This window comes from Vibrio sp. GJ43-1 (genome assembly GCF_055808835.1).
Genome location: NZ_CM147885.1, coordinates 140,109 through 164,384 on the forward strand (window position 1 = coordinate 140,109; position 24,276 = coordinate 164,384).

Below are 24,276 nucleotides of genomic sequence, written 5' to 3' on the forward strand. Positions count from 1 at the left end.
AGTGTGGGCTGAGCAATATTGATTCTTTACTTACAGATTAGTTTACTGAGATGTAACCTTTCTGTTCTACTAGCGCTTGAGCGTCATCTTCAAGCATCCAGTCTAGGAATTTTTGAGTTTCTGCTGAAGGCTTACCTTCTTTGTATAAGACAAGGAATGGACGCGCTACTTTGTAAGAGCCGTTTTTCACGTTGTCTACTGTTGCTGGTGTGCCATCGATTTCTAGAGCATGAACGGATTGGTCAACCGTGCCTAGAGAGATGTAACCGATAGCGTATGGGTTGCTTGCTACCATTGTTTTTAGTGCGCCGTTACCGTTAGCAACTTGAGCACGCTGAGAGATAGCAGTTACTTTCATGCCACTGATTTTTTGCTTAAGGCTCATGATGTCTTCAAATGCACCGCGAGTACCTGACGCTGTGTCACGAGTGATAGCAACGATAGGCTTATCAGCACCGCCAACATCTTTCCAGTTAGTCACATCACCTTTATAGATAGCCGTTACTTGCTCAGCTGTCAGACCCTTTAGGTCGTTCGCTGGGTTAACAACAACCGCGATGCCGTCACGAGCAACAACTTCTTCTACTAGAGTCGACTCTTTTTCTTCCGCTTTAAGGTTACGAGAAGACATGCCTAAATCAGCAGAGCCGTTTTTCGCTGCTTTAACGCCTGCAGAAGAACCCGGTCCTTGGACTTCAATGTAAACGTTTGAGTGTTGCTTCATATATGTTTCTGAGAAAACTTCCATCAGTGGCGTTACGCTGCTAGAACCTACCGCAGAGATAGTTTCTTTAGCTGAAGCTGGAGTCACTGCGAGTGCGCCTAGTAGTGCGATAGCACCGATAACTGTCTTTTTCATCACAATTTCCTTTATTGGCTTGATTGCCTGTTTCATTTCAACGAGGTCAAGATTAGAGGCTAAATATGACAGTTGTGTTTCACTAAATTGAAAGGTGTATGACAGTGCCATTTTTTTTACGCGGAGAAAAAACAGTCATTAACCATAAATTCAGTAAGTTGCAGACAGTACTGATGCTTTTATCGCCAAAAAGATGACTTTCAACTGAGTATAGTTGTCACATTTCTCGACCATTTAACCTGTTGGCTGTCATAAACCAGAGTCGTTGCGTCTCTTTACTGCTTAGGCAACGCAGTCATCATTCAATTGATTTAAATCAACAATAGCTCCGATTTGTTTTTATGGTCGCTTGATAACCAGGATGAATAGAATTTCGGACAAATTGCTTTGTGGCTCTATACTTAAGTAATGATAGTTACGTTAGTTGTAAATCTATGAATATTGATGCGAGATATCATCAATCTTATCCAGCTTATTTAAGACTACGATTTCCGCTTCTATTCTAAACTCGATTTTTTGTGAACAACTACATAGTTACTTTCATCCATTAATCATAAACTACCTGCACTAACACTTCTTAATACAAGAAGTTTGCTTTCTATATTTATATTATTAGTTTCAACGTGGTACTTGATATAACTTAATATATTCTACTGGCGTTCTATTTGGTGGTCACTGGATAGAATAAGGAGAAAGCTATGACTACACAAACGATACCCCAAAAAACCAATAAACGGGGGTTCTTTGCTAATTTCAAGTTCCCATCCGCTTATACCATTCTATTTATCTTAATTGCACTCGTGGCAATGTTGACTTGGATAATTCCTGCTGGGCAATATGACCGAGTAATGAACGATGACCTAGGTCGTGAAGTGCCTGTCACCGGAACGTATCAATCTGTTGAAAGTAATCCACAAGGTGTCATTGATGTCTTACTGGCACCCATTGATGGTTTCTACGACCACAATACCTATGAAGCCGCCGCTATTGATGTCTCTTTATTTATCTTAGTTATTGGTGGTTTTCTAGGGTTGGTGACGAAAACTGGCGCCATTGATGCAGGTATTGAACGTGTCACCGCTCGGCTACATGGCCGAGAAGAGCTCATGATTCCAATCCTGATGGCGTTATTCGCGGCGGGTGGCACAGTGTATGGCATGGCGGAAGAGTCTCTCCCCTTTTATACCTTGTTAGTCCCAGTCATGATGGCGGCTCGCTTCGATCCATTGGTCGCTGCGGCAACCGTACTCCTTGGTGCTGGTATAGGCGTACTAGGCTCAACCATTAACCCATTTGCGACGGTTATTGCTGCCAATGCTTCGGGAATACCCTTTACCGACGGTATAATGCTGCGCGTATTCATGTTGGTTGCCGTACTGGGGGATTTGTGTCGCCTATGTCATGCGCTACGCTAGAATGGTACAAAAAGACCAAACTAAGTCGATCGTATACGACAAATATGAAGAGAACAAAGCACATTTCCTTGGCAATCAAAACGGAGAAAAACTCGAATTTACCATGACACGCAAAGTCATCTTAGCTATCTTCGCGGGTTCTTTTGCTGTCATGATTTATGGTGTATCTGTCGCTTGATTGGTGGATGGCCGAAATATCTGCGATGTTCCTCGCCGCGACTATTCTGGTTGGGCTCGTCGCAAGAATGAGCGAAGAAGATTTTACCAATAGCTTTATTGATGGCGCACGAGACCTTCTTGGCGTTGCACTCATTATTGGTATCGCCCGCGGCATCGTCGTGATTATGGACCGTGGAATGATTACAGATACCATTCTGAATTCAGCAGAGCATATGATTACCTGCATCTGTCTTCAGTCGTATTTATTAATGTGATGTTCTTTTTAGAAATACTGCTGTCATTCCTAGTACCATCAACGTCGGGACTTGCTGTTCTTACCATGCCAATCATGGCGCCATTAGCCGATTTTGCTGGCGTTGGACGTGAGCTCGTGATCACGGCATATCAATCAGCATCGGGACTGGTCAATCTCATCACCCCAACATCCGCCGTGGTTATGGGTGGTCTTGCGATTGCCAAAGTGCCCTATGTTCGATGGGTTAAGTGGGTCGCACCATTACTCGGAATTTTGACCGTATTTTGTGTCATCGTGCTCAGTATCGGTGCGCTAATCGCGTAATGAAACGCAGCTAATACAAATACGCCTAAATACAAGGCTCCTCTATATTGCAATTTTAGTTAACCACTACAAATATATAGCGGACACGACCTAACGCAATACATCGCTCTATCAGGATGTGTTGCGTTTGTATATCGCTAACCTTAGCCCTTCATTACATCTCTCTACTCACATCTAAACGCGAACACACCGTGCTAAACGCTAAATCCTACTAAGGTACAGAAAAAACCTTAAAGCGACCGCGTGCGGCTCACCAGTGCCATAGGCTTAGACCACGCGCTTTTATACGTTCTCTTTCATCACACCAATTAAGCTCATTGGCAAATATATTCGCTTCAACTTTGTCATTTTACTATCGAACTTAATTCGATACTCTATCAATAAAGAATCCTGTTAATATTTTTTTACCTTGGAATTAATATAGGTAAGTCATATTAATTAGAATTTTTAATGACACATCTTAAAAACTGAAACCCCACCAGCATAAAACTGTGATATAAGTAACAAATTACCACACTAAGTTTGTTGCAAAATTATTAATTCACATTGAAAAATAATATATCTAGCGGTTATGAGTGCATAAATACTCTCACAGGTCGCATTTTAGTGATTTTGCAATTGCATGAAATTCTGTCTGCAAACCAAAACAACTCTCAGATTGAATGAAATATGAATATTATTCCACTCAACTAGCCATTAAATTTTAGCAAGCGTAAATCCACGCTGAATACATATTGTTATTTAACAGGTCATTTCAGGTTTTGAGCAATAAAATACATTTGTGATTGAACTCAAATAATCACTTCGAATATTGAGTAATATAAATAACACCACGACAAAGCTAATAAATAAAACGTACCCTAACTATGGTGGTTTATTAACAATCAATAACCGTCATATAATAAGAGAGATAAGATCATGAATAAACTTTATGTCGGTTCAGAAGTTGGTCAACTACGTCGCGTACTCATTCATCGCCCAAGACGCGCTCTTACTCACTTAACGCCTTCTAACTGCCACGATCTGCTGTTCGACGACGTATTGTCCGTAGAGCGCGCTTAGCGATGAGCATGATGTATTTGCACAAACGTTAAGAGACCAAGGCGTTGAAGTCTTACTACTCACTAATTTACTTGCAGAAACACTTGCCGTACCAGAAGCAAAAGAATGGTTATTGAATACACAAATCTCTAATTATCGTTTTGGTCCTACCTTTGCCAATGACGTTCGTTGTTACCTTGGCGATATTCCTAATCTAGAGTTAGCAAAAATTCTGACGGGCGGCTTATCCTTTGGTGAAATGCCAATGAAATCTTCCTCTATATTGCAGTCTATGCACAAGCCAACAGATTTCATTATCGATCCACTGCCTAACCATTTATTCACTCGCGACACATCTTGCTGGGTGTATGGCGGCGTTTCTATCAACCCAATGGCTAAGGTGGCTCGTCAAAGAGAGACCAACCATGTCAGAGCTATCTATCGCTGGCACCCAACCTTTGCTGGCCAAGATTTTGTCAAATATTTCGGAGACGAAGAGAAATCCTATGACCGCTCTACCATTGAAGGTGGCGACGTACTTGTCATCGGCAAGGGCTCAGTATTAATCGGTATGTCTGAAAGAACCACTCCTCAAGGGGTAGAACAACTGGCATCCGGGTTGTTCAAACACGGCCAAGCGAAACAAATTATCGCCCTTGAACTCCCGAAAGATCGCTCATGCATGCATTTAGATACCGTTATGACACACATGCGTGAAGATACCTTCTCCGTTTACCCAAATGTCATTCCTGACGATGTGAAATGCTGGAGTCTAACGGGTGATGAATCCGGTTTTGTCAAAGCCAGACAGCAAGACTCCTACATTCATACGATTGAGAAGGCCCTGCAAGTCGACAAACTCAACCTCATCACAACAGGTGGCGATAACTTCGAAGCAGAGCGTGAACAGTGGAATGACGCGAATAACGTGCTGACGGTGAAGCCGGGTGTGGTTATCGGTTACGAACGTAATACCTATACCAATGAGAAATACGACAAGGCTGGTATCACAGTACTACCAATTCCTGGCGATGAGTTAGGGCGTGGACGTGGTGGTGCTCGCTGCATGAGCTGCCCAATTGAACGAGATGGCATCTAAAAAGCACGAATAGACAAGACTACGTCACTCTCATATATCTCTATGGGCAAAGCGAACCACTTTGCCCTAGTAATAGGAAGTTAAATCATGACTAAACAAACCATTGTTGTTGCCCTTGGTGGAAACGCATTATTGCGCCGAGGCGAGCCACTAGAAGCTGACGTGCAACGTCATAATATAGAAATTGCCGTAAACACCATTTCCAAAATTGCCGAAGAATATAATGTCGTCCTCGTTCATGGCAACGGTCCACAAGTAGGATTACTGGCGCTACAAGGCCTGGAGTACAAGAAAGTCAACCCGTACCCACTTGACGTACTAGGCAGTGAAACCCAAGGCATGATTGGCTACATGCTGATGCAAGAGTTCAAAAATCAAATGCCTGCAGTTAATGTTACATGCATGCTGACACAAATGACGGTTGATCCAAACGATCCCGCTTTTGCTGACCCGACCAAACCGATTGGCCCGGTTTATAGCAAAGAAGAAGCGTGCGAGTTAGCCGAGAAATTCAACTGGACCGTAAAACCCGATGGCGAATTCTTCCGCCGCGTCGTCCCTAGCCCTCAGCCTACTGGCATCGTTGAACATGAGGCAATCACTACGCTCATTGACCAAGGACACTTGGTCATTTGTACTGGCGGTGGTGGTATTCCAGTCAAAAGAGAGAATGGCAAGCTTGTTGGTGTCGAAGCCGTCATCGACAAAGACATGTCAGCGGCGTACCTAGCAAGACAACTCAACGCCGATGCGCTATTGATCCTAACCGACGCCGACGCCGTCTACCTTGATTGGGGTAAACCAACCCAACACGCGCTGCGCTCAACCACACCAAGTGAACTCGCGAAACACCAATTCGATGCAGGCTCAATGGGACCCAAAATTGAAGCCTCATGTGAATTCATCAACCATGGCGGAAAAGTAGTTGGTATCGGTTCACTAGAGCAAGGAATTAAGATCCTAGAAGGGACTGCTGGCACCAATATTGTCAAAGGCTAACCGCCTATTTACAAACAAATCACTAGATAGAGTTCAACATACTCAATACCTAACTGAACTCTATCATCACATAGATAATATCGGTCGCATGCATCGCGACTAATCAAAAAGGAAATCATCATGGCTTTTAATCTTCGTAACCGTAACTTCCTTAAACTACTTGATTTTACTCCACGTGAAATTCAGCACTTTTTAGACTTGTCAGCTGAGCTTAAAAAAGCCAAATACAATGGCTACGAGCAGCCGCGCCTAAAAGGCAAAAATATCGCTCTCATCTTTGAAAAAACATCCACACGTACGCGCTGTGCATTCGAAGTCGCGGCGTTTGACCAAGGCGCTCAAGTTTCTTACCTTGGCCCAACAGGCTCACAAATCGGCCACAAAGAATCCATGAAAGACACAGCTCGCGTTCTAGGCAGAATGTACGATGGCATTGAGTATCGTGGCTTTGGACAAGAAATCGTCGAAGAGCTAGGTGCTTACGCTGGCGTTCCAGTTTGGAATGGTTTGACGGATGAATTCCACCCAACTCAAATCCTCGCTGACTTCTTAACGATGATGGAGCATGGTCGTGGCAAGCAATTGCATGAAATCAAGTTTGCTTACTTGGGTGATGCTCGTAACAACATGGGTAATTCATTGATGGTGGGCGCGGCGAAAATGGGTATGGATATTCGCCTTGTCGCACCAAAGCAGTTCTGGCCTGAAGCTTCTTTAGTGGCTCAATGCCAAGAGATTGCGACGCAGACTGGTGCGAAAATCACGCTGACAGACGACGTAAGCGAAGGCGTTCAAGGCTGTGATTTCCTTTATACTGACGTTTGGGTATCAATGGGAGAAGCAAAAGAAGCGTGGGCTGAGCGCATTAACTTAATGCTTCCGTATCAAGTGAACATGGACATGCTAAAGGCTACGGGTAACCCACACGTGAAGTTTATGCATTGCTTACTGGCTGTTCCATGGCGAAGATACCGTTGTTGGTAAATCTCTTGCTAAAGACTACCCTATCTTGGCGCAAGGGTGTGAAGTCACTGATGAAGTAGTGGAATCTGAGCACTCGATTGTTTTTGATGAGGCAGAAAACAGAATGCACACCATCAAAGCGGTGATGGTTGCAACGCTAGGCGACTAATTATTATCTCGTTTACAAGCCGAGCCTTATTTACAAATATACCATTAAGGTAAGTATGAATAAGGCTCGCATAATTTTTCACTTTCCCTTACTGACATCCCCTTTATTCTATTCATCAATATAGATAAACAAGGCCTCTGGCAGGGATTAAAAAGGATGGCAGTTTGGATAATTATCCAATTTATGGATACTTTACCAAGCATATTGAACGATAGTAATTTCACCGTATAATCTATATAAATTGACGAGAGATTATTCATGAAAAATAAGACCCACCCACTTATCGACTCTAAAAATAAAAACTCAACAAATAATCTCTTTCATTGTTGTTGTACTAAATAGCCTCCTCTTCATAGGAGGCTTTTTTATATCTAATTGGCTATAATTAAGGAGAAATGTGTCATGCCACATTCACTATTTAATAAACACATCATTTCTATACCGGAGCTTAGTCGTAAAGAGTTGGAGCTGATTGTAGAAACCGCTACACGCCTCAAGGCGGAGCCCAATCCGGAGCTGCTTAAAAACAAAGTCATCGCCAGTTGCTTCTTCGAGCCATCAACTCGAACCCGCCTCTCTTTTGAAACTGCTGTCCAGCGCTTAGGAGGAACGGTCATTGGCTTCGATAATGGCGGCAACACCTCCCTAGCTAAAAAAGGCGAAACTCTTGCAGATTCAGTTCAAGTCATCGCTTCTTACGTCGATGCTTTTGTCATGCGTCATCCTCAAGAAGGTGCTGCAAGACTCGCCTCTGAGTTTTCCAATCACGTTCCTATCATTAATGGCGGGGATGGGGCTAACCAGCACCCAACCCAAACCTTGCTCGACCTGTTTTCTATCTATGAAACACAAGGGACGCTTGATAACTTGAACGTAGCTTTTGTCGGGGATCTAAAATACGGACGCACCGTGCACTCACTCACCCAAGCGCTGGCTAAATTTAATAACATTCGCTTTTTCTTTATCGCACCTGATGCTTTAGCGATGCCAGATTATATCTGTGAGGATCTTGACCAAGCCGATATCCGTTACAGCCTGCACTCCAACATAGAAGACGTCGCACCTGAGCTGGATGTACTGTATATGACCCGAGTGCAAAAAGAACGATTTGACGAATCTGAATACGCTCATATTAAGTCTGCCTTTATACTCACAACGGAGACGTTAAAAGGAGCACGGCCTAACTTAAGAGTGCTTCATCCGCTTCCTCGTGTCGATGAAATCACAACCGATGTTGATAAAACACCACACGCCTATTACTTCCAACAAGCAGAGAATGGGGTTTACGCCCGAGAGGCTCTGCTTGCCCTTGTTCTATCTGAATCTCTACACGTGTAAAAGGAGCCGAACTATGACTAAGCAAACCAAACTTCAGGTAGAAGCCATTCGCAATGGTTCAGTTATCGACCATATCCCTGCTAATGTAGGCATAAAAATACTAAAACTGTTCAAGATGCACAAAAGTGAACAGCGGGTCACCATTGGCCTCAATCTTCCGTCATCGGCACTAGGTGCCAAAGATATCATTAAAATAGAGAATATTTATCTGACCGAAGATCAGGCGAATCAGCTTGCACTATATGCTCCTCAAGCTACCGTTAATCAAATAGAAGAGTACAATGTCGTCAATAAGCTCACGCTTGAATTACCCCACCAAATTGAAAGTATATTTCAATGCCCGAACAGTAATTGTATTTCGCATGGCGAACTAGGTTGAGAGCCGCTTTTATGTCGTAAATAAAAACCGTGATATTCAATTAAAATGTCATTATTGTGAAAAAGTATTCTCTCGAAGCATCGTAAAAGAGAAAAAATAATCCAGATGGCTTAATGTTGATTATGGATATTTATCCTAAAAGCTGAATAAATATCCATTTCAACACAAAAACAGAGAATATCAATAATGTTAACTCACCGTCACTTATTAATAACCATTAAGTGTTAGAATACCAGAAGATCTACAAAGTTTAGGAAGCTAAGATCAGATTATACGGTTGCAAAGCACTTTAATTAAAACAGACTATTTGGCTAGCTCTGCATCCGGACTTCTTGGCTTCATATAAAAGATTTTCTCACTCCAAGGGCTTGGAGTGTGTCACGACAAGGAAAGGTTCGTTCATTCCATATAAGAAGGAGTTACTATGAACGAGACTCTTGAATTAACCGAAGCCGATGACAAAACACTCACGGCTGCGTGCAAGAAACTATTACAGCAACAGAGCTTTACGACCCAGAATAAGTTACGAGAAGCCTTAGTCAGTATCGGCTTTGTTGGAATAAGCCAATCCACCGTATCGCGATTGCTTTCCCAACTAGGGGTTATCAAAGTCCAAAATGCATGTGGTAAAAAAGCATACTGCTTAACCGTCGAGAATGCGCCAGTACGCGTTGAATCTTCGATCTCATCGCAGATAGAGTTCATTACCCATAACCAAGCCGTCGTGGTCGTCAAAACTCACCCAGGTAGCGCTCAACTTATCGCTAGATTAGTTGATATCGACCCCCATAATGAAATTCTGGGTACGGTCGGCGGTAATGATACTGTGCTGGTGATCCCTAAAAGCATCGCTGAGATTGATAAATGTGAACAGATCGTGCGAATTCGGTTAGGGGTACAATAGGCTAGATAGAGCAAACATCGATGTAAACACCTTTTATAAACAACCCATAAAAAAAGCCTCTAACGAGGCTCTTTTTATTTATTCAGATTCAGGGGTTGGTTTTGGCTTTTTCTTTGGAATAAAGACCGAATCACCCACTGCTACGTTTTGGTAGAACGCTTTATCACGCTTAACAGGCTTCTTAGTACCCGTTTGTTTTTTCTTCTTCTGAGCTGGTTTTGCTGCAGTGTTCTTAGCAAAGGCAGGCTTACGCGGACGTAACCCTTTAAATTTACCTTTTAAACCTTCGAGTTCAGAGAAGGTAATGTCTTGTTGTAAGAAAGCTTCGACACGCTTCAAGCTGTCCCAGTCTTTTGGACCAACCAATGAAATGGCGTCACCCTTGTTACCCGCTCGACCAGTACGCCCAACACGGTGAACATATTCCTCGGTATGCTTTGGCATATCAAAGTTGATCACGTGCGTAACGGTATTAATATCGATACCACGTGAAGCCACATCCGTGGTCACTAGGATCTTAAAGACATGACGCTCAAACTGACTCATGATGTTATTTCGCTGAGTTTGGTTTAAACCACCACTTAGCGCCACAACTTTCAGTTTTTTCTCATTTAGCCAAGTTGCCAATCGCTCGGTATCTGCACGAGTCGCGGTGAAGATCATGACTTGTGTGTAGTCTGCTTCTTGTAAAACACGCTCTAAAATGGCTTCTTTATGATCTAAATGATCACACAAGTAAAATTTTTGCGTGATGTCTTTGTGCTCTTCGTTAGAAACCCCAACTGAAATGCGCTTAGGAGCATTAAGCATTTCATTCGCGATCTCATTCATTTCCGCATGATCAAGCGTGGCAGAAAACATCAATGTCTGACGACGACGATGCTTCGCTGCGCGATGAATACGCATAAGTTCAGGTGCGAAGCCTAAATCCAGCATGCGGTCTGCTTCATCCAGAATTAATGTTTCTAAGCCATCAAGAAACAATGAACGATGCTCTAAATGGTCAGCAAGTCGTCCTGGTGTCGCAACAATAAATTTAGGATAGCGACGTAGAGCTTTCACTTGGTCATTAAAGTTTTCGCCACCTAAGATCAGGGTCGCGTCGTAAGTTAATCCGCCCAACATCGCTCTTAACTCGCTGTATACCTGCTTTGCCAATTCACGAGTTGGCGCTAAGATAACTGCACGTGGGTCCTTTGCTGAAAACGACTTACTCTTCAAAGACTTGTGAAGCATAGGCAATACAAATGCCAAAGTCTTACCTGAGCCCGTTTTCGAAGAGGCAATCAGATCCTTACCCGCAATCGCGACTGGAATCGCCTGCTTCTGGATATCTGTCGCTTTTTTGAAGTCATAGTGCTTCAGATTCTTCAATAAACGGTTATCAAGACCAAGATCTTTAAATTGCAAAGGTTATACTCCTAACAGGATGGGACGAACTAAAAAATGAGGGGCGCATAATACATGATATTTACCCTTGCCACCAGCATATAGCCAAATGACATCAAGATGCAGGATTAAGCGCATCTAGATGAGTCTACGATAAGAATATTTTCTTCACCTTGATATGGCTTGTATATAATGCATATCAACGCAAATCCCTGAATGACTCCCACTCATGTAGGCTAATTCTGATATACATTACCGTTCCAAGGTTTTATCCTTACAATCGCCTTGTAAACAATGTGTTAACGTCAAGAAGCACCGAGGGCGTGATATGCATCACATTTCGATGATATCTCAGTTTCTCATAAATAAGACAAACCAACTTTAACGTTAAAATCGCGTAATTTTTTGGTTTTTCTGACTTTTAAATAGTTTGCGTTCTTAAAATAAGGCACTAAACTCAAAAATAGCCTTATTGCCTAGATGTAGCAGGGCTGTTTGAAATAATAATCCTCAAGGAGCTTATAATGAATAAAGTGTTAATTGCAGCAGCAGCATCGTCGGTTCTACTACTAGCTGGTTGTGCATCAGGTCCAGACGAAGCAACAACAGCAAAAATGGACGATCTAAACAATCAAGTAAGCCAACTAAGTGCAGACGTACAAGCACTTAAAGATGAAGTTCAAATGGGCAACAAAAACGCTATGGCTGCGCAAGAAGAAGCTTCTCGTGCAAACGAGCGTATCGATAACATCGCTCAGTCTTACACTAAGTAAGTAGAAGTAGATTTAAAATTCGATATTAATCAACAGGTTACATTTAGAATATCAGCCTAATGGCGATAAAGTGGCGACATGATTTCATGTCGCCACTTTTGTTTTTATGTATGTACTACCACATCAGAATCGCAACGCAACAAATCCGGCTTAAGCCTACTTTTTCTTACTAACCAATTTCCATTACGGTGGTTGATAATGTGGTCTTACTGCCCTAGCAAATGAAAATTCCATAAAAACAGGATGTTAACTAAAATAAGACATCAGCTTGTCCCAAAAGTGTCCACACCATAATATGCTATTCTTGTTAACTCCAATTCAGCTTGTAGACAAGATAAGCAACAATTAGCCCAGCAATAACAGCAGCAATGAGCGCTCCAAGCACATTATCCTTTAGCCAATCCAACCACGAGTTCGTATCGCTACCTGATGTCTTAACTTCATTCCCTTTGGCTTTGAATTCATCAACATTCTTGATTTTTGCAATTTGTTCTTTGTCTGTTTTATTGTCTTCTAACTCAGCTGTATTACAGTCTTCTATGTCAAACATCGGCATCTAAGCTCACCTCCCACTTTGACTTTATGAAGTTAATCAGATTTAGGCTTGGTTTCTTTATTACCTTTCGCTTTTAAGGTGTCAACTTCTGATACCTTTATGGATGTCTCTGTATCAACAAATTCCATTTCATTGATTGAAACCTCGCCGCATGATTCCACTTCCAGCGCAGTCTCGAAATTACTCATTTTCCCGCCGTTAATTGTAACCTTATTACAATTACCTATATACCCACCTGCCATACTATCCTCCGTTACAATCATATGTTCATATCAACACATAAAAACACAATATCCCTAATAATCAGGATTTTAGCATTACAATATAAAGCCATGCCGACAAAATATCCACGAGCTAAAAGACCAACCTTGCCACAATTGATTGTAGTTATGCTAAAAAAGATACAAGCCACTTATATAAAGGGAGTAGTGTAAACCGATGCAAAGCTGATACCGAAGCTGCTATAGCAATCACACCTATTGTTAAGTCATTTCTTTCTAAAAAGTTTCTAACCTTAAATTCAACCTTCTTGCTTGAGTTCTTCCACTCCTTTCCATTGTGATAGGTGAAATAATACTCTAACGCATAGTTACCAGGTTTAAGTGATTTTTTTGTTTTTAGGCAATACTTAAATGGTGCTTCTTCCTGCTTCGTTTCTGTAAGTATCATTGGAAGATCACTATCTTTTTCAGTTACATCAAAAAAAGTGTTGATTGGTCCCATCCAGGATGGCGCAAACCGGAGTTTGTCAAAATAAAAGTAATGCCTGTTTCTTGGAAACTCTTTCTCGTTTTACCAAAGCAAAAGTTCCCATCCTCATTTTCATATAAATCTTGTAAAACATAGGATTCCTCAGAACAGAAAACGTCATCACTTGGGTAAAAAGTGAGCTTTGAAGAAGTTATTTGCCCGTATCCTGTGAACAATTGTTCTACTATGACTTGATCTCCCGGATCGACTACAGGAGTAAGCATACGCAATACCATTTCATAGGCTCCTGAGTCGCTGGCGTATTTTCCATTTCTCGGTTTTTCCCAAACTTCTACATGTTTAATTTCAGCGCTCATAACCTACTATCATATTCAACCAATTAATTACTTATCAATATGCCACTATAGTCACACGAAACCAACAACATAAACCCTTAGTTTCAATTTGAATCCCACTTCTTCTCTTCTAATTCTCCATTCCTTCTTTCGAAATTTTTGTTTTTGGTTTTTCCGGCTCTAAGCCTTGTCCTATATGACCTCGACGCCAGCAAGAGAGATCCTCAACTTACACATTAGATCTTCAAAAAACTGACGAAAAACACATCAAATATTTAAAAATCAATAAGTTACAAAAACAAACAAGATCGTTGCAGATCGTTATAATTGCAATTTATCGAAAAAAAACGCAGTTATTGAAATTTTCTTAAGCTCTCTACAAGGCGTTTCTAGCGGCTTTTCATATCACCCGAAACCCTTACAGCAAAAGGCTTTATCGCGTGCTCTACGCTTCACCTAGCCCTGTAAATTTTCACTAAATCAAAATTTCGAAAAAACCAGTTCGAAAACGTCGTAGGTGGGGAGGAGGAGTGCGGATTCCGTCACCAAAAGTTTAATGATGCATGTTGGAGGTCAGGCATAGGGCATAGTTGCGTTGGTGTGTTTTTTTGATAGGTAGGCTAGATACAACAAAGCGCTCTTATTTGAGCGCTCAATATTGCTTTGTTTTTTAGTAATTGACTAGTATTTGGTAAGCTCCTAAAAAACAAGCTACTACGCCAAAAGCGAGGGGTAGGTAGAATTCCGCGAGTTGAACGCGGGTATTTGGACGCGCCACCTTATTAAGTTGATTAAACAGCTTTTGATAAGTATTTATGTTGCTCTGAGCTTGGTGCTCAATGTATACCTTCCATTCTTCATTCGCGCGTATTATGTTATCTAGCCTATCAATAGCATTTTTTTCTAGAGTTCTCTTTAAGTGATCTATTTTTCTTTCCACTTCCTTCTGGAACCTATCAACTCGGTTCTCTATTAGCTCTGATTCTGTAACGTCATATTTATTTATGATACCTCTTGTCTCTTCATCAGTTTCTTGAAGAATCATTGCACTATATTTCAGCTCACCTCGAAATTGCATGTGAGCTTGTGATAGTAATGAGTTAGAACTATCTATCGCTTGTTGAATTGCTTGCATCAAAGCATCACTGTTTTCAAATTCATAAGATATAAGTTCTATTTCTTCAAATTTCTTTAACTCTTTTATTCCATTCTCATCTATCCCTTTTGTTACAGAATCACCAAACCAATGGCTCTCACACAGTTTTTGGTATGAAAACAGCATTATTGTTTCCCAAAAAGAAACCAATGACATAAAACCAATGACTACCGTGAAGGAAATCCCTGTTGATAAGCTATTTACTTCATGACTCTGCTGAGCAGCACTACTATCGACTAACTTAAATCCGAATAATGATGAAAACTCTTTAGCTGGTACAGGAATTATATCTAGGTTAAAAATAGATAGAACCAAAACCACAAAAGACGCATACATCAAGTTTCTTCTGTGCTTTTTTGCGCTATCCGTTAAGTAATCTTCCACACCTGAAGCAAAGTAAATATTGCGTGTGTGACTATTTTTAAACCATCTCATGCAAAAGGCCAAATTTGACAAATTATTCTATATATCAATCATATATAATCACATTTCCTTTGTCGAATTGTTACTTCTAGCTATCTGTTGTGATTTGATCGCTTGTCTCATAGCGTAATACAAAACTATCAAGTAACTTTATACGTCCCGACTGAGCTGCCGCCTGTTACTGGCACTTGGGCATTCTGAGTAATTTCGTCCACTACTGCGTTAGCAATGGCTTCTGCCATCTTCCCTGCCATAGCAAATTCACCTTCAAGAACAAAACCTTGTGCTTTCAGTTCATTTTTTAACTTCTGTTTCAATGATGCTTTGCTTAGTGCCATATTACTTACCTGCAAATACGGTGGTTGATACATCTACATGCGGTTTCCCCATAAACGGGCAAATACTTGCGCCTGTGCATACTCCTTTACCACCATTCATCTTTATTGAATCTGCATTCTCGGTGATATTCTTAGCCGTGATTGCCTTATTACCTTTGACGGTTTCCTTGTGGTCACCACCAATTTCGGCTAAACGGTTTTCCAATACTTTGATGCGTTGGTTAAGACATTCCAGTTTGTCATCTTTATCTGTCTTTCGCTCAAAGTTTCCGTCTTGGTCTACCAACTGGTAAACGCCTTGCCGTTGTTGGTATCGGCTTTCACCTTCTTTGATACCAGGTAACTTGAACCCAAGTGGAAGAACACACCGAATAAAAGGTTTGTCCGGTTGGCCGAACATAAAACCTAACTCTACAATGCAGCCAATAGCAGGCGGCTCTAATCTGCCAGCATGATCACCAAGACCAGGAACCGGAAGCGGTACCGCCTGCAGTGGTGGTTTGTCTTCGTATTCCATGCCCTTTTCATCGAGTAACTGAACATCCACGGCATAGTGAGGATAAAAGCGATCAGACAAATCACCTTCTTCTGGCAATTCTGGCAATGCGACCACCTTGCCCCATCTTGGCAAATGCCACTGACCTGTGAATTCTGGAAACAACCTAAAGATAATGCGCTTAATAACATTCACATCCATGTTAGCTTTGCCTCCGTTCCTTCAAATTCTACACCAACTAAGCGAAGTCCATTCACTACAACACCTGGTTTTAGTTTTGGAATAGTCAGTATCTTTACCGACTTGTTGGCCGTGTGGTTTGTCATAAGTTCATTGGGTATGGTAACGGGCTTATTTGCCCAGAATGAATCCTTCCAACTGCCTACGTAAATTTGCCCGTTGCCCTGTTGCTGCCAGAATAAGCCATCAATGCTGAACGCTTGAGCTAATTCGTCTATGACTCGATAGCCGTTGCCATCGCTATAAAAACAAGGAATGGCCGTTTTGCTGTAGGCTTTCTCTGGTACCACAAATTGAAGGCCCGTTTTATTGGTCACTTCGCTAAGCAGCTGCATAAGTGTTGGGTGGCGCATGATGATGTTAATTGGCTTGTAAAGTATTGCCGCTAATTCGCGGCAAAACACTTTTGACCAACCTTTTTCGGCTGGCTGAACACGTTCGATGTAACCAAGGAAGACCCGATCGATTGAATCACCCCAACCAATATCCACCGCGATAATGGTGTTTACCTCGTGGCTTCCTTCTAATGCCAGCTCACATCGCCCTGGCGTATTTTCACTAAAGACAATTCGGTGGCTTTTTACTTTGGCTTTGTCTTTACCAACATAAGCACGACACAAAAACTTATTGTTCGCTGTCATAATCCACCACTAAGCTAAAGCGTTATCAGCAGCTTTAAGTATTTTCATAAAGCCTGTTAGCTCCACGTCGGTACCTGGCGGTACATCGTCACTTTGCCCAGCTTCAACCGGAGTATTCACACCTTGCACTTTTTGCTGTACCGCAGGTTTGTCTAGTTGGCGTTGCTCGACTCGCTCTGGCACCGATAGATGCTCTACCAATTCAAATGAAACACTCCATTGCCTATGAGAATCTTGCTCATCGGCACGAACTGCGCCTTGGAATTTCACCTGGCGAATTTTCAAGGCTTCTGCCGTTTTATTGCTAATGCGGTAGATTTGGCGAGCATCGTTTTCTTGTGCTTCCGCCATGCTGAACAAATTGGTTAATAGCTGTTTTTTGGTAAAAGGGATCACGCCTTTCACGGTCAGAATTTTACCTTTACTACCTGTTTCCGCTTGGTCGGTTGCCGAGGTCTGGCCGGACATATCCTGTCCGGCCAATTGCTGACGAACGCTAATGCGTAAGTTCTTTAGTGGGAGTTGGGCGCCGTTTAAAGTTAGCATCTAAGTCAAATTCCTTAGGCAGGGAGAGACGATAAATATTCTTTGAAGCTTGATGCCATAACACTGGCAAATCTGACAGTTCCATCCATTTCTCTCCCACCAAAGAAACCGCCATCTCCATTGGCAACCAGAAACTCAATTGGAGACTGGCCATTTCGTCTCAAAATTTTCCACTCTGTTCTGATATTTGCATAATCCATATCAGGGAAACGTAAGCGTACAGGAATCTCTTGCGAGTCAATTCGAACAATATCTACATCACTAGAAACTGAAACATCATAATTTGATTCTTGCTTAAATAGACTACTGTCATAACTACCTGGAGAGGACTCACCTTCCCATTCGTAAAAAACGGAACCCACTTTAACAACCATACCATGATTTAACTGGTTTAGGTTTGCTTGATAATGGGTGTCTCTATCTGAAGCATCTGCATAAGTTGCTTTCGTTCTTGCATCGACAATCTGTATTAATCGATCCTGGATAAGTGAATTCTGTCCATCAGATGTTCTAATAGGAACATTGTTTGTACTGTCGTGATTATTCACTCCTAATTGCAACGTTGTGCCATTACCAGCGCTAATCCAAGGGTTATCACCACATCCCCAACAAGAATTTCCATCTACCCAAACCTTACCGCCACCATTGATTCGAATGGCTCCTGAGTTTTTATCCTTATGGTCATAACTAGTGTTGTTAGATATGGACGTTGCTTTACCGTTAACAAACAACATATACCCGCATTCACGAGTAACCCCGCCAGATACCACGCCATAACCTAACGGATACTCTTCCGTTTCGGGTGGATTACCATCATCACGTAAGTCCACACTAGCGCTAAGCATAGGAACAACCAATCGCAATCCAGTTAGTAATTTTATAATTTCGGCAATTCTTACCTACGGTTGGACCTCGGTTAATATTTAGGAATATTCCACCTTTTTCATGCACCGTATCACACGTATAACAGTTAGACCCTGTCGTAGGAGCTCCTTCAAATGTCCCTCCATCACGGGTAACCTTTCTAAGATCAGAAGCAAAATACAAGCTACCGCGCGAGCCACAGCTTGGAGATGAAACCATGCCAACGAACTCAAACTCACCGACAAAGCGCCAAAACGATCCGGCATCGGCTGCTGGGTCTCTGGCTCCATAAATGTGAGGACCATAATCAGCACGGTCATAATTATGACGTCTCAAATATCCGTAGTCATTTTGTAATGGACCCGTTGAACCACGAATTAATTTACCATCAATGATTTCGGGAAGTTCGACAGAACGAATAACTGTTGGCCCGTTGACGTTAAAAACATTAACGTTAGTGAACTTTGGTAAGTGATTTCGAGAACAAATACCACAGCCATAATCCAACTTAGCCATATCCAAGTCTAACTTTGAGCCATATACTTCTGGTTCTCCAGAAAATACTAAGCCAGCTTGCATTTCCTGTGTTGCTGTTATTTTTGTATCCGAAGTGACGTTCCAGTTTATATCTGATGAGAACTCACATAACTTTGATATTTGATAATCACCTCCATCAACATCAATATATGTTTTTATGACGCGAGAGCCCAACTTAATAAGCAAATCAGAAATATCAGCGCCATTTTTGCAGCCAATACGTTTTAAGCTAGGTTTTCCTACGGCTGAAAATTCACGGCCATTTACATCATAAATAAGAAACTCAGACGCTAAATAATCTGAACTAGCGGCCCTTCCTTCGATAACACTCCCTGTAAATATAAAATCCCATGCACCACCATCACCCTCCACTGCATAGCCATTGGTTTTAAGAGCGCGAGCTAGTCCTGTTTCTTTGACTGTTATAGCCAGTGTACTTTTTTCATTTGGTACATGGTTTTGTGTAACCCAGCTCTTCCCAGCACTCTCACCCTCAGGCCTTAAATCACTAACGCTTCCGTCAGCCAACACTTGAGCAATCTTGCAAACAAAGTGCTTCACGCCATTTGCGTCGATGTAATCGTCTTTCTCTTCTGCAGTTACCACAAAATCAAACAGCGTGACTTGTTCGCCTGTTGGTGTGCCTTCGCGGTGCGCGTCTACGTAGATGAATGAAGGCTTGTTAGGGACTTGAACATTGCGGTCAAATTCTAGAGTGACACGGTTGCCCGACACATAGCCAAGCACCCGCTTTGATATTGAACGCACTCGCTTGAGGTGTAACCAAGAAACCGTCGTCGATAAACCAATCTTTGCCGTTCTGGTCGATGATAGCTTGGGCCACATCATCATCCATTTTCTTCATACGTGGCGTTGCGTTGTACTGCCATGATGAAGCGTCCACCGTGATGTTGGTGATTTCAGCAATGTCTTTGTACTCAAGTACGACAGAGCGCACCAAAGTATTACCTGCAATACCTGGTTCGTCAGCTGACTTTGGTGTTAGTGCATGATGGTCGATAGTGACCAATACGCCATATTCAGAGCAGTACGCACCCGTCCAGTTAAATTCGAACGGGCCAACATCACTGGTCAATGTCGTGCTGTAAATTACCGAGTCTGCAGATAGTCGGCCACGCTGCTCAACACCTTCTTGGTGAACGACATGATCAGTGGGTACCACATCATCTGGCTGTGGGAACTCTGGGCGATTAGGCACATTGGCAAAAATCATCTTGTCGATGATCAGTGGCTTTTCTTCGGCATTAAGTTGCGCCAACAGTGCTTTACCTGCGGCTGTTAAAATTGACTTATCAGTGGTATTTGCCATTTTTATTGATTCCTTAGCCCTTCACTGTGGCTTGGTAATATTCACAATCGACATTGAGCACACTTGGTAACATGCCAACGTTTAGTCGTGTCTTAACGTGTGACGCTGAGTATTGCGCTTCAATGTTCTTGCTTCGCGCTGCCAACGGCATTTCGACATAACTGGTGTATTGATAGCGGCGACAGGTACGCCCGTATTGACGTACTACTGTGTCTAATAACTTCGGGACATTGGTTAAATCACCGTCTCGGATTTTCAGGCTGATCACATCCCAATCGACGTTTACTAACCTTTCATCTTGAGCAATGTGCGGATAACCAAGCTTTACAAACATGTCTTCCCAGCCAGATACCGAACCTGCATCACGGGCAAAACCATAGGCATGAGCTACACGGATACGAAACAGTTCTTCGGGCTCTTGACCGAGCTTTTCCACTCCACGCTGCCAAGCCAAAATATTGATCAAAGCAATTGGGGCGGTCAGTGGGTCATGCTGTTGCAGCGGCATTTCAAATGCGGCTTTCACATGCTCCCAGTAATTACGCATTGCTCGAGCGAACTTGGCGAGTTCGCCTCTACCCATCCAGTAACGCAGGTTTATCTCAGGTATTTTCAATGGATACCTCCAGCGTTTGAATGCGTGGCACCGTTATGTTGTTAATGATGTCGGCGTTATCGAATTCTAGTGATTCAATCTGTACAAACTGGCCATGTAGCTCTTGGCCCAACTTGGAGAAACTAAAGCGCAATACCGGATTGGTTACTGTTGGCGAATAATCGGTGTTCTCGCGGAATGCCGCACCAATGAACTTCTCAACGGCTGCTTTTAACTGGGTGCGCTCATCCATCGTGAGTGAGCGAAGCGGCCACACACGGCAAACAATATCGGTTTGAGTTTCTGGCATTGCCATCACCTGCAAATCATCACCATGACCGTGTTGCCCTTGATTACGAATGTAGGTGTTTAAGTCGGTCAGCATTTCCGGTGATGGTTCACCCGTATCAAGCAAAATATAAGCGTTCGCGGTACCTGGTCCACGTGGAGCGTTATGCTCAAAATACACGTTGTCATCATTGATGCCTGCGCGACTTGTTAGCAGTGAACGGTAAGCCGCATCAATGTGCCATTTAGCCACCGCGCTCCATTGGTTACGGATACGTAAGCGAAGCTCATCGTTGCTTTCTTTGTCTGCGCCTGCAGCGGTTAGCCATTCGGCTGGGTTCGTTGCTGCTGCAATGCCTGGAATCGCAGTAGGCAAAATATGGTAGTAACCTTCGCCAAGGTTGTAGGCAGCACCTTCACTTTCCGCGTCAACATCGACCATGATCATGGTTTCGTTTTCTGCCAGTGTGTTATCAGCGAGCACACGAACACGGTAGATATTGCCGTTAATTGGTTCGGTCTGAATCCATGTATCTTTGGGAATGACTAACGCAGGCCCTTTCGCTGCAGCGCGTTGGAAAGCGATCAGTCCTTTAGCTTTAGTTGCCCCTTTACGAGTAAGCTTGCACTGCCAAGCAAGTAGGTCTAACCATTGGTCGACAGCGGTTGCCACAAACATGTTTGGCAGAACGTAACCCACCAATAAAGTAGTGATGAGCCACAAGGTTACTTTCACCACTGCCGATTCAATCAAGCGCCAGAACGGGGAGAAAGGCGAATCGTTAGAGATAATGCACTCTTCCTTTTCCATTTCCTCTTTAAGCACTTTTTTCCAACTGGCTTCATCGGTAGGGATACCGGATTGCTTGACCAGCTCGGCGTAATCTGGCTTAGGAATCTCAGACATTGGTTGTCTCCGAAGTTTTTATATCAAGTGTGACGTCGCCAAAGTCTGCAGTCGTGGCGAAAACATAAATCGTGCCTTCTGTTGGTTCTTCTAATCGCACAGTACCAGGTACCAAACGAACGTCCTCTTCAACCAACAATTCCAACTTGGTGCGAATATCGGCTTTCTTTGATGGACTGCGCTCTGCAATGAGCTCAACTGCTAAATTACTTTCAATGATGGCGTGTTTAATATCTTGGGCGATCACGGCTCGATCTTGAATCAATACCGGGTTACGGCCTGCATCTAGCACCACATCACCGTTTTCAATCAGCAAGTCTTGGTATTTGAAATTTTCCATTAGCCTGCCGCCATTTCTAGTTCACTCGCCATGTCTTGTGGGTCACTCATGTAGGTGGGATAAATCGCCACGCCACCGTAATTGGTGGAACTGGTTTGATAGTTGGCAATACTCTTGGCCGCGCCACCTTGCGGAATTTGTGCGTAAGGGGTCGCGCTTTGTACTGACTTAGATTTCACTTGAATAGATTCATCGTCACCGCCAAAACCTGGTAGCCAATCAACTAACCCTTTCAGGTTTTCCCAAATACCCGCTAACTTCTGAGTGAACCAACTAAACACGCTTCCAAAAATGTTTCGCATCGATTCGGCCATTTCTCCTATGAAGGCAAAGCCACTGGTATCGGTGAAGCCACTCATCACCCATTGCCAACCTGCTGATAGGAATTGGAATAATTTCTGGAATGGCAAGGTAATGAGCTCAATATACCCTTCTAAAATTTGGAACCACGTTGTGTCACCGAACGATGCTTTAAGATCACCCCAGTAGTAAATCAGAGCACCCACGGCAGCGATGGCAGCAATGACAGCGCCAACAATTAGGATGATTGGGTTCGCGACTATGGCAATATTTGTGGCAAGCATCACTACGCGCAGCCCTGCCATACCTTTAGTCAGTAGAAGATTCACACCTGTAAACAGCTTCATTGTGAGCATGTAAGTTGCCATCGCTTGTTTACCTACGCCCATCATTAACGTAAATGCACCACCCGCTGCCGCTGCGGTTAAAATTCCTATCGCAGCAAAGCCAGTATATTTCGTGAGGTTCGGGAACATCTCGGTCCATTCGATGATTTCCATACCACCATCAGCTAAGCTTGAAATCACTGGTAGCAGTGCAGGGAGTAACGCAGCTCCAAACGCGGTGCGAACCGCAAATACACCTTGCTCAAGTCTTTCCCATTGGTCGGTCATGGTGTGCGCCATATTGACGGCGGTATCTAAATTCGCGGCATTGTTTAGGCTGGATACATTAGACTTTAGATCGTTCGTTTTGCCGATTAAGTCCGTGATAACCAATAGCGCTTGGTCACTACCAAATGCCTTTTTCAGCTTGGCCATCTCCATTGAATCCAGCTCACCGAACTCATTACGAAGCTTGTTCATAATGTCGAACATGGGCAGCATCTTTCCGTTACTGTCAGTAAAGGAAATGCCTAGGTCATCTTGAGCTTTCACTACGCCACTCAAAAACGCTTTGTAACGAGTCCCTGCTTCGCTGCCTGACATCGAGCCCTGCAGCATACCGAGGATAGCCATTTGTTCTTCCATGGCGACGCCGTGAGTTTTACCCAATGCGCCCACCCCTTTGAAAGCATCAGACATGCCTTGCCCGTTGGTTTTAAATAGCTCCACGGACTTCGCGGTTTGCCCTGCGACGCGTTCTGCCCAGTTATCTTTGCCAATGTCATCCGCTTGGTCTTTGAATACCGAGTACATGGTGCCCATGTAGTTGGTAATCGTGGCGGTATCCGCTTTGGTCGCGGCGGCCAAAATAGCAGAGCTTCTTGTTACGCCTGCCAGTTCATCACCGCTCATATTGCCCATCGCCGATTTAATATCGTAAGACGCGGCCACAAAGTCAGTCGCGGACTTACCGTATTCAACCGAAAATTTCATCGCGGTAGACGTAAGAGTTTTCAATTGGTCATCAGCCACACCCAAAGACTTTACTTCGCCTAACGCTCTATCCATTTCAATCGCTGGCATCAACGCTTTTTGCAATGCGAAACCTGCACCCACCATGCCAGCCGCACCCGCCATCATGGTATGGGTACCTTGACGATAGGTATTGGTGACATCATCCAGATGACGTTGAATATTGCCCAGAGGTTTTGAGATCTGGTCAATCAATCCAACTTGAAATCTGAGTGCTTCTGGTAACATTACTGGTCCCTGTTAACAAA

Annotated in this window: 22 protein-coding genes and 4 pseudogenes; 8 read left to right on the plus strand and 18 right to left on the minus strand. The window is 43.1% G+C overall.

The genetic code is table 11. The annotated features are described in order from the left end of the window. Positions 1-37: 37 nt before the first annotated feature. On the minus strand, positions 38-859 hold the full coding sequence (locus tag AC0L66_RS17795) for a phosphate ABC transporter substrate-binding protein (RefSeq protein ID WP_265675401.1): 822 nt from the start codon (positions 857-859) through the stop codon (positions 38-40). Between the two features lie 698 nt (positions 860-1,557). On the opposite strand from AC0L66_RS17795, the pseudogene AC0L66_RS17800 reads away from it, so the two are divergent. From AC0L66_RS17800 to AC0L66_RS17830, 7 genes and pseudogenes are all read left to right on the plus strand, one after another. Continuing rightward, positions 1,558-3,013 (plus strand): annotated as a pseudogene (locus tag AC0L66_RS17800) (YfcC family protein). A gap of 918 nt (positions 3,014-3,931) precedes the next feature. Then, positions 3,932-5,153 (plus strand): annotated as a pseudogene (arcA, locus tag AC0L66_RS17805) (arginine deiminase). 87 nt (positions 5,154-5,240) lie between these two features. Next, a complete protein-coding gene (gene arcC / locus AC0L66_RS17810) occupies positions 5,241-6,152 on the plus strand; it encodes a carbamate kinase (protein WP_265675404.1) in 912 nt (303 codons plus the stop codon). A 120-nt stretch (positions 6,153-6,272) separates the two neighbouring features. After that, a pseudogene (locus AC0L66_RS17815) lies at positions 6,273-7,284 on the plus strand (ornithine carbamoyltransferase). A gap of 402 nt (positions 7,285-7,686) precedes the next feature. After that, a complete protein-coding gene (gene pyrB / locus AC0L66_RS17820) occupies positions 7,687-8,622 on the plus strand; it encodes an aspartate carbamoyltransferase (protein ID WP_428793922.1) in 936 nt (311 codons plus the stop codon). 13 nt (positions 8,623-8,635) lie between these two features. Then, positions 8,636-9,101: pseudogene (pyrI, locus tag AC0L66_RS17825) on the plus strand (aspartate carbamoyltransferase regulatory subunit). 324 nt (positions 9,102-9,425) lie between these two features. After that, positions 9,426-9,905 carry an arginine repressor gene (locus AC0L66_RS17830; RefSeq protein WP_265675408.1) on the plus strand — a complete coding sequence of 160 codons (480 nt, stop codon included), beginning with the start codon at positions 9,426-9,428 and terminating at the stop codon, positions 9,903-9,905. Between the two features lie 78 nt (positions 9,906-9,983). On the opposite strand, the gene AC0L66_RS17835 is transcribed toward AC0L66_RS17830, so the two are convergent. After that, positions 9,984-11,315 carry a DEAD/DEAH box helicase gene (locus AC0L66_RS17835; RefSeq protein WP_265677972.1) on the minus strand — a complete coding sequence of 444 codons (1,332 nt, stop codon included), beginning with the start codon at positions 11,313-11,315 and terminating at the stop codon, positions 9,984-9,986. Between the two features lie 503 nt (positions 11,316-11,818). Between AC0L66_RS17835 and AC0L66_RS17840 the strand changes: the two genes are divergently transcribed. Further along, a complete protein-coding gene (locus AC0L66_RS17840; RefSeq protein ID WP_265677971.1) occupies positions 11,819-12,067 on the plus strand; it encodes an Lpp/OprI family alanine-zipper lipoprotein in 249 nt (82 codons plus the stop codon). A 307-nt stretch (positions 12,068-12,374) separates the two neighbouring features. Here the strand turns inward: AC0L66_RS17840 and AC0L66_RS17845 are convergent, their stop codons facing one another. The 16 genes from AC0L66_RS17845 to AC0L66_RS17920 form a co-directional block, all read right to left on the minus strand. Next, on the minus strand, positions 12,375-12,623 hold the full coding sequence (locus AC0L66_RS17845; protein WP_280532020.1) for a hypothetical protein: 249 nt from the start codon (positions 12,621-12,623) through the stop codon (positions 12,375-12,377). A 32-nt stretch (positions 12,624-12,655) separates the two neighbouring features. Continuing rightward, a complete protein-coding gene (locus tag AC0L66_RS17850) occupies positions 12,656-12,865 on the minus strand; it encodes a hypothetical protein (RefSeq protein ID WP_473570179.1) in 210 nt (69 codons plus the stop codon). A 145-nt stretch (positions 12,866-13,010) separates the two neighbouring features. Beyond that, positions 13,011-13,346, minus strand: a complete 336-nt coding sequence (locus AC0L66_RS17855; RefSeq protein ID WP_473570181.1) for a DUF8164 family protein — start codon at positions 13,344-13,346, stop codon at positions 13,011-13,013. Beyond that, the gene (locus tag AC0L66_RS17860) at positions 13,316-13,690 is read right to left on the minus strand and encodes a hypothetical protein (RefSeq protein WP_280532022.1); all 375 of its coding nucleotides are present in this window, start codon (positions 13,688-13,690) and stop codon (positions 13,316-13,318) included. The genes AC0L66_RS17855 and AC0L66_RS17860 overlap by 31 nt, the downstream gene beginning before the upstream one ends. A 649-nt stretch (positions 13,691-14,339) precedes the next feature. Then, the gene (locus AC0L66_RS17865) at positions 14,340-15,260 is read right to left on the minus strand and encodes a hypothetical protein (protein WP_473570183.1); all 921 of its coding nucleotides are present in this window, start codon (positions 15,258-15,260) and stop codon (positions 14,340-14,342) included. 128 nt (positions 15,261-15,388) lie between these two features. After that, complete coding sequence (locus AC0L66_RS17870) at positions 15,389-15,586, minus strand: hypothetical protein (protein WP_280532024.1); 198 nt, start codon at positions 15,584-15,586, stop codon at positions 15,389-15,391. Between the two features lies 1 nt (position 15,587). Beyond that, complete coding sequence (locus tag AC0L66_RS17875; RefSeq protein WP_280532025.1) at positions 15,588-16,283, minus strand: hypothetical protein; 696 nt, start codon at positions 16,281-16,283, stop codon at positions 15,588-15,590. Beyond that, positions 16,274-16,963 carry a hypothetical protein gene (locus tag AC0L66_RS17880; RefSeq protein ID WP_473570185.1) on the minus strand — a complete coding sequence of 230 codons (690 nt, stop codon included), beginning with the start codon at positions 16,961-16,963 and terminating at the stop codon, positions 16,274-16,276. The genes AC0L66_RS17875 and AC0L66_RS17880 overlap by 10 nt, the downstream gene beginning before the upstream one ends. A gap of 9 nt (positions 16,964-16,972) precedes the next feature. After that, the gene (locus AC0L66_RS17885) at positions 16,973-17,509 is read right to left on the minus strand and encodes a baseplate complex protein (protein ID WP_473570187.1); all 537 of its coding nucleotides are present in this window, start codon (positions 17,507-17,509) and stop codon (positions 16,973-16,975) included. A gap of 14 nt (positions 17,510-17,523) precedes the next feature. After that, entirely contained in the window at positions 17,524-18,354 is an 831-nt protein-coding gene (locus tag AC0L66_RS17890; protein WP_473570189.1) for a hypothetical protein, read from the minus strand. Further along, positions 18,347-19,645 (minus strand): hypothetical protein, encoded by a 1,299-nt coding sequence (locus AC0L66_RS17895; RefSeq protein ID WP_473570191.1) that lies wholly within the window; start codon positions 19,643-19,645, stop codon positions 18,347-18,349. Before AC0L66_RS17895 ends, AC0L66_RS17890 begins: the two co-directional genes overlap by 8 nt. After that, positions 19,614-20,240 (minus strand): phage tail-collar fiber domain-containing protein, encoded by a 627-nt coding sequence (locus AC0L66_RS17900; RefSeq protein WP_473570192.1) that lies wholly within the window; start codon positions 20,238-20,240, stop codon positions 19,614-19,616. The genes AC0L66_RS17895 and AC0L66_RS17900 overlap by 32 nt, the downstream gene beginning before the upstream one ends. A 13-nt stretch (positions 20,241-20,253) precedes the next feature. Continuing rightward, on the minus strand, positions 20,254-20,856 hold the full coding sequence (locus AC0L66_RS17905; protein WP_473570194.1) for a phage tail protein: 603 nt from the start codon (positions 20,854-20,856) through the stop codon (positions 20,254-20,256). Beyond that, positions 20,843-22,030: a baseplate J/gp47 family protein gene (locus AC0L66_RS17910; protein ID WP_473570196.1), complete on the minus strand. Its 1,188-nt coding sequence runs from the start codon at positions 22,028-22,030 to the stop codon at positions 20,843-20,845. The genes AC0L66_RS17905 and AC0L66_RS17910 overlap by 14 nt, the downstream gene beginning before the upstream one ends. After that, positions 22,023-22,370 carry a DUF2590 family protein gene (locus tag AC0L66_RS17915; protein WP_473570198.1) on the minus strand — a complete coding sequence of 116 codons (348 nt, stop codon included), beginning with the start codon at positions 22,368-22,370 and terminating at the stop codon, positions 22,023-22,025. Before AC0L66_RS17915 ends, AC0L66_RS17910 begins: the two co-directional genes overlap by 8 nt. Next, on the minus strand, positions 22,370-24,256 hold the full coding sequence (locus AC0L66_RS17920; protein ID WP_473570199.1) for a phage tail tape measure protein: 1,887 nt from the start codon (positions 24,254-24,256) through the stop codon (positions 22,370-22,372). The genes AC0L66_RS17915 and AC0L66_RS17920 overlap by 1 nt, the downstream gene beginning before the upstream one ends. Positions 24,257-24,276 lie beyond the last annotated feature (20 nt).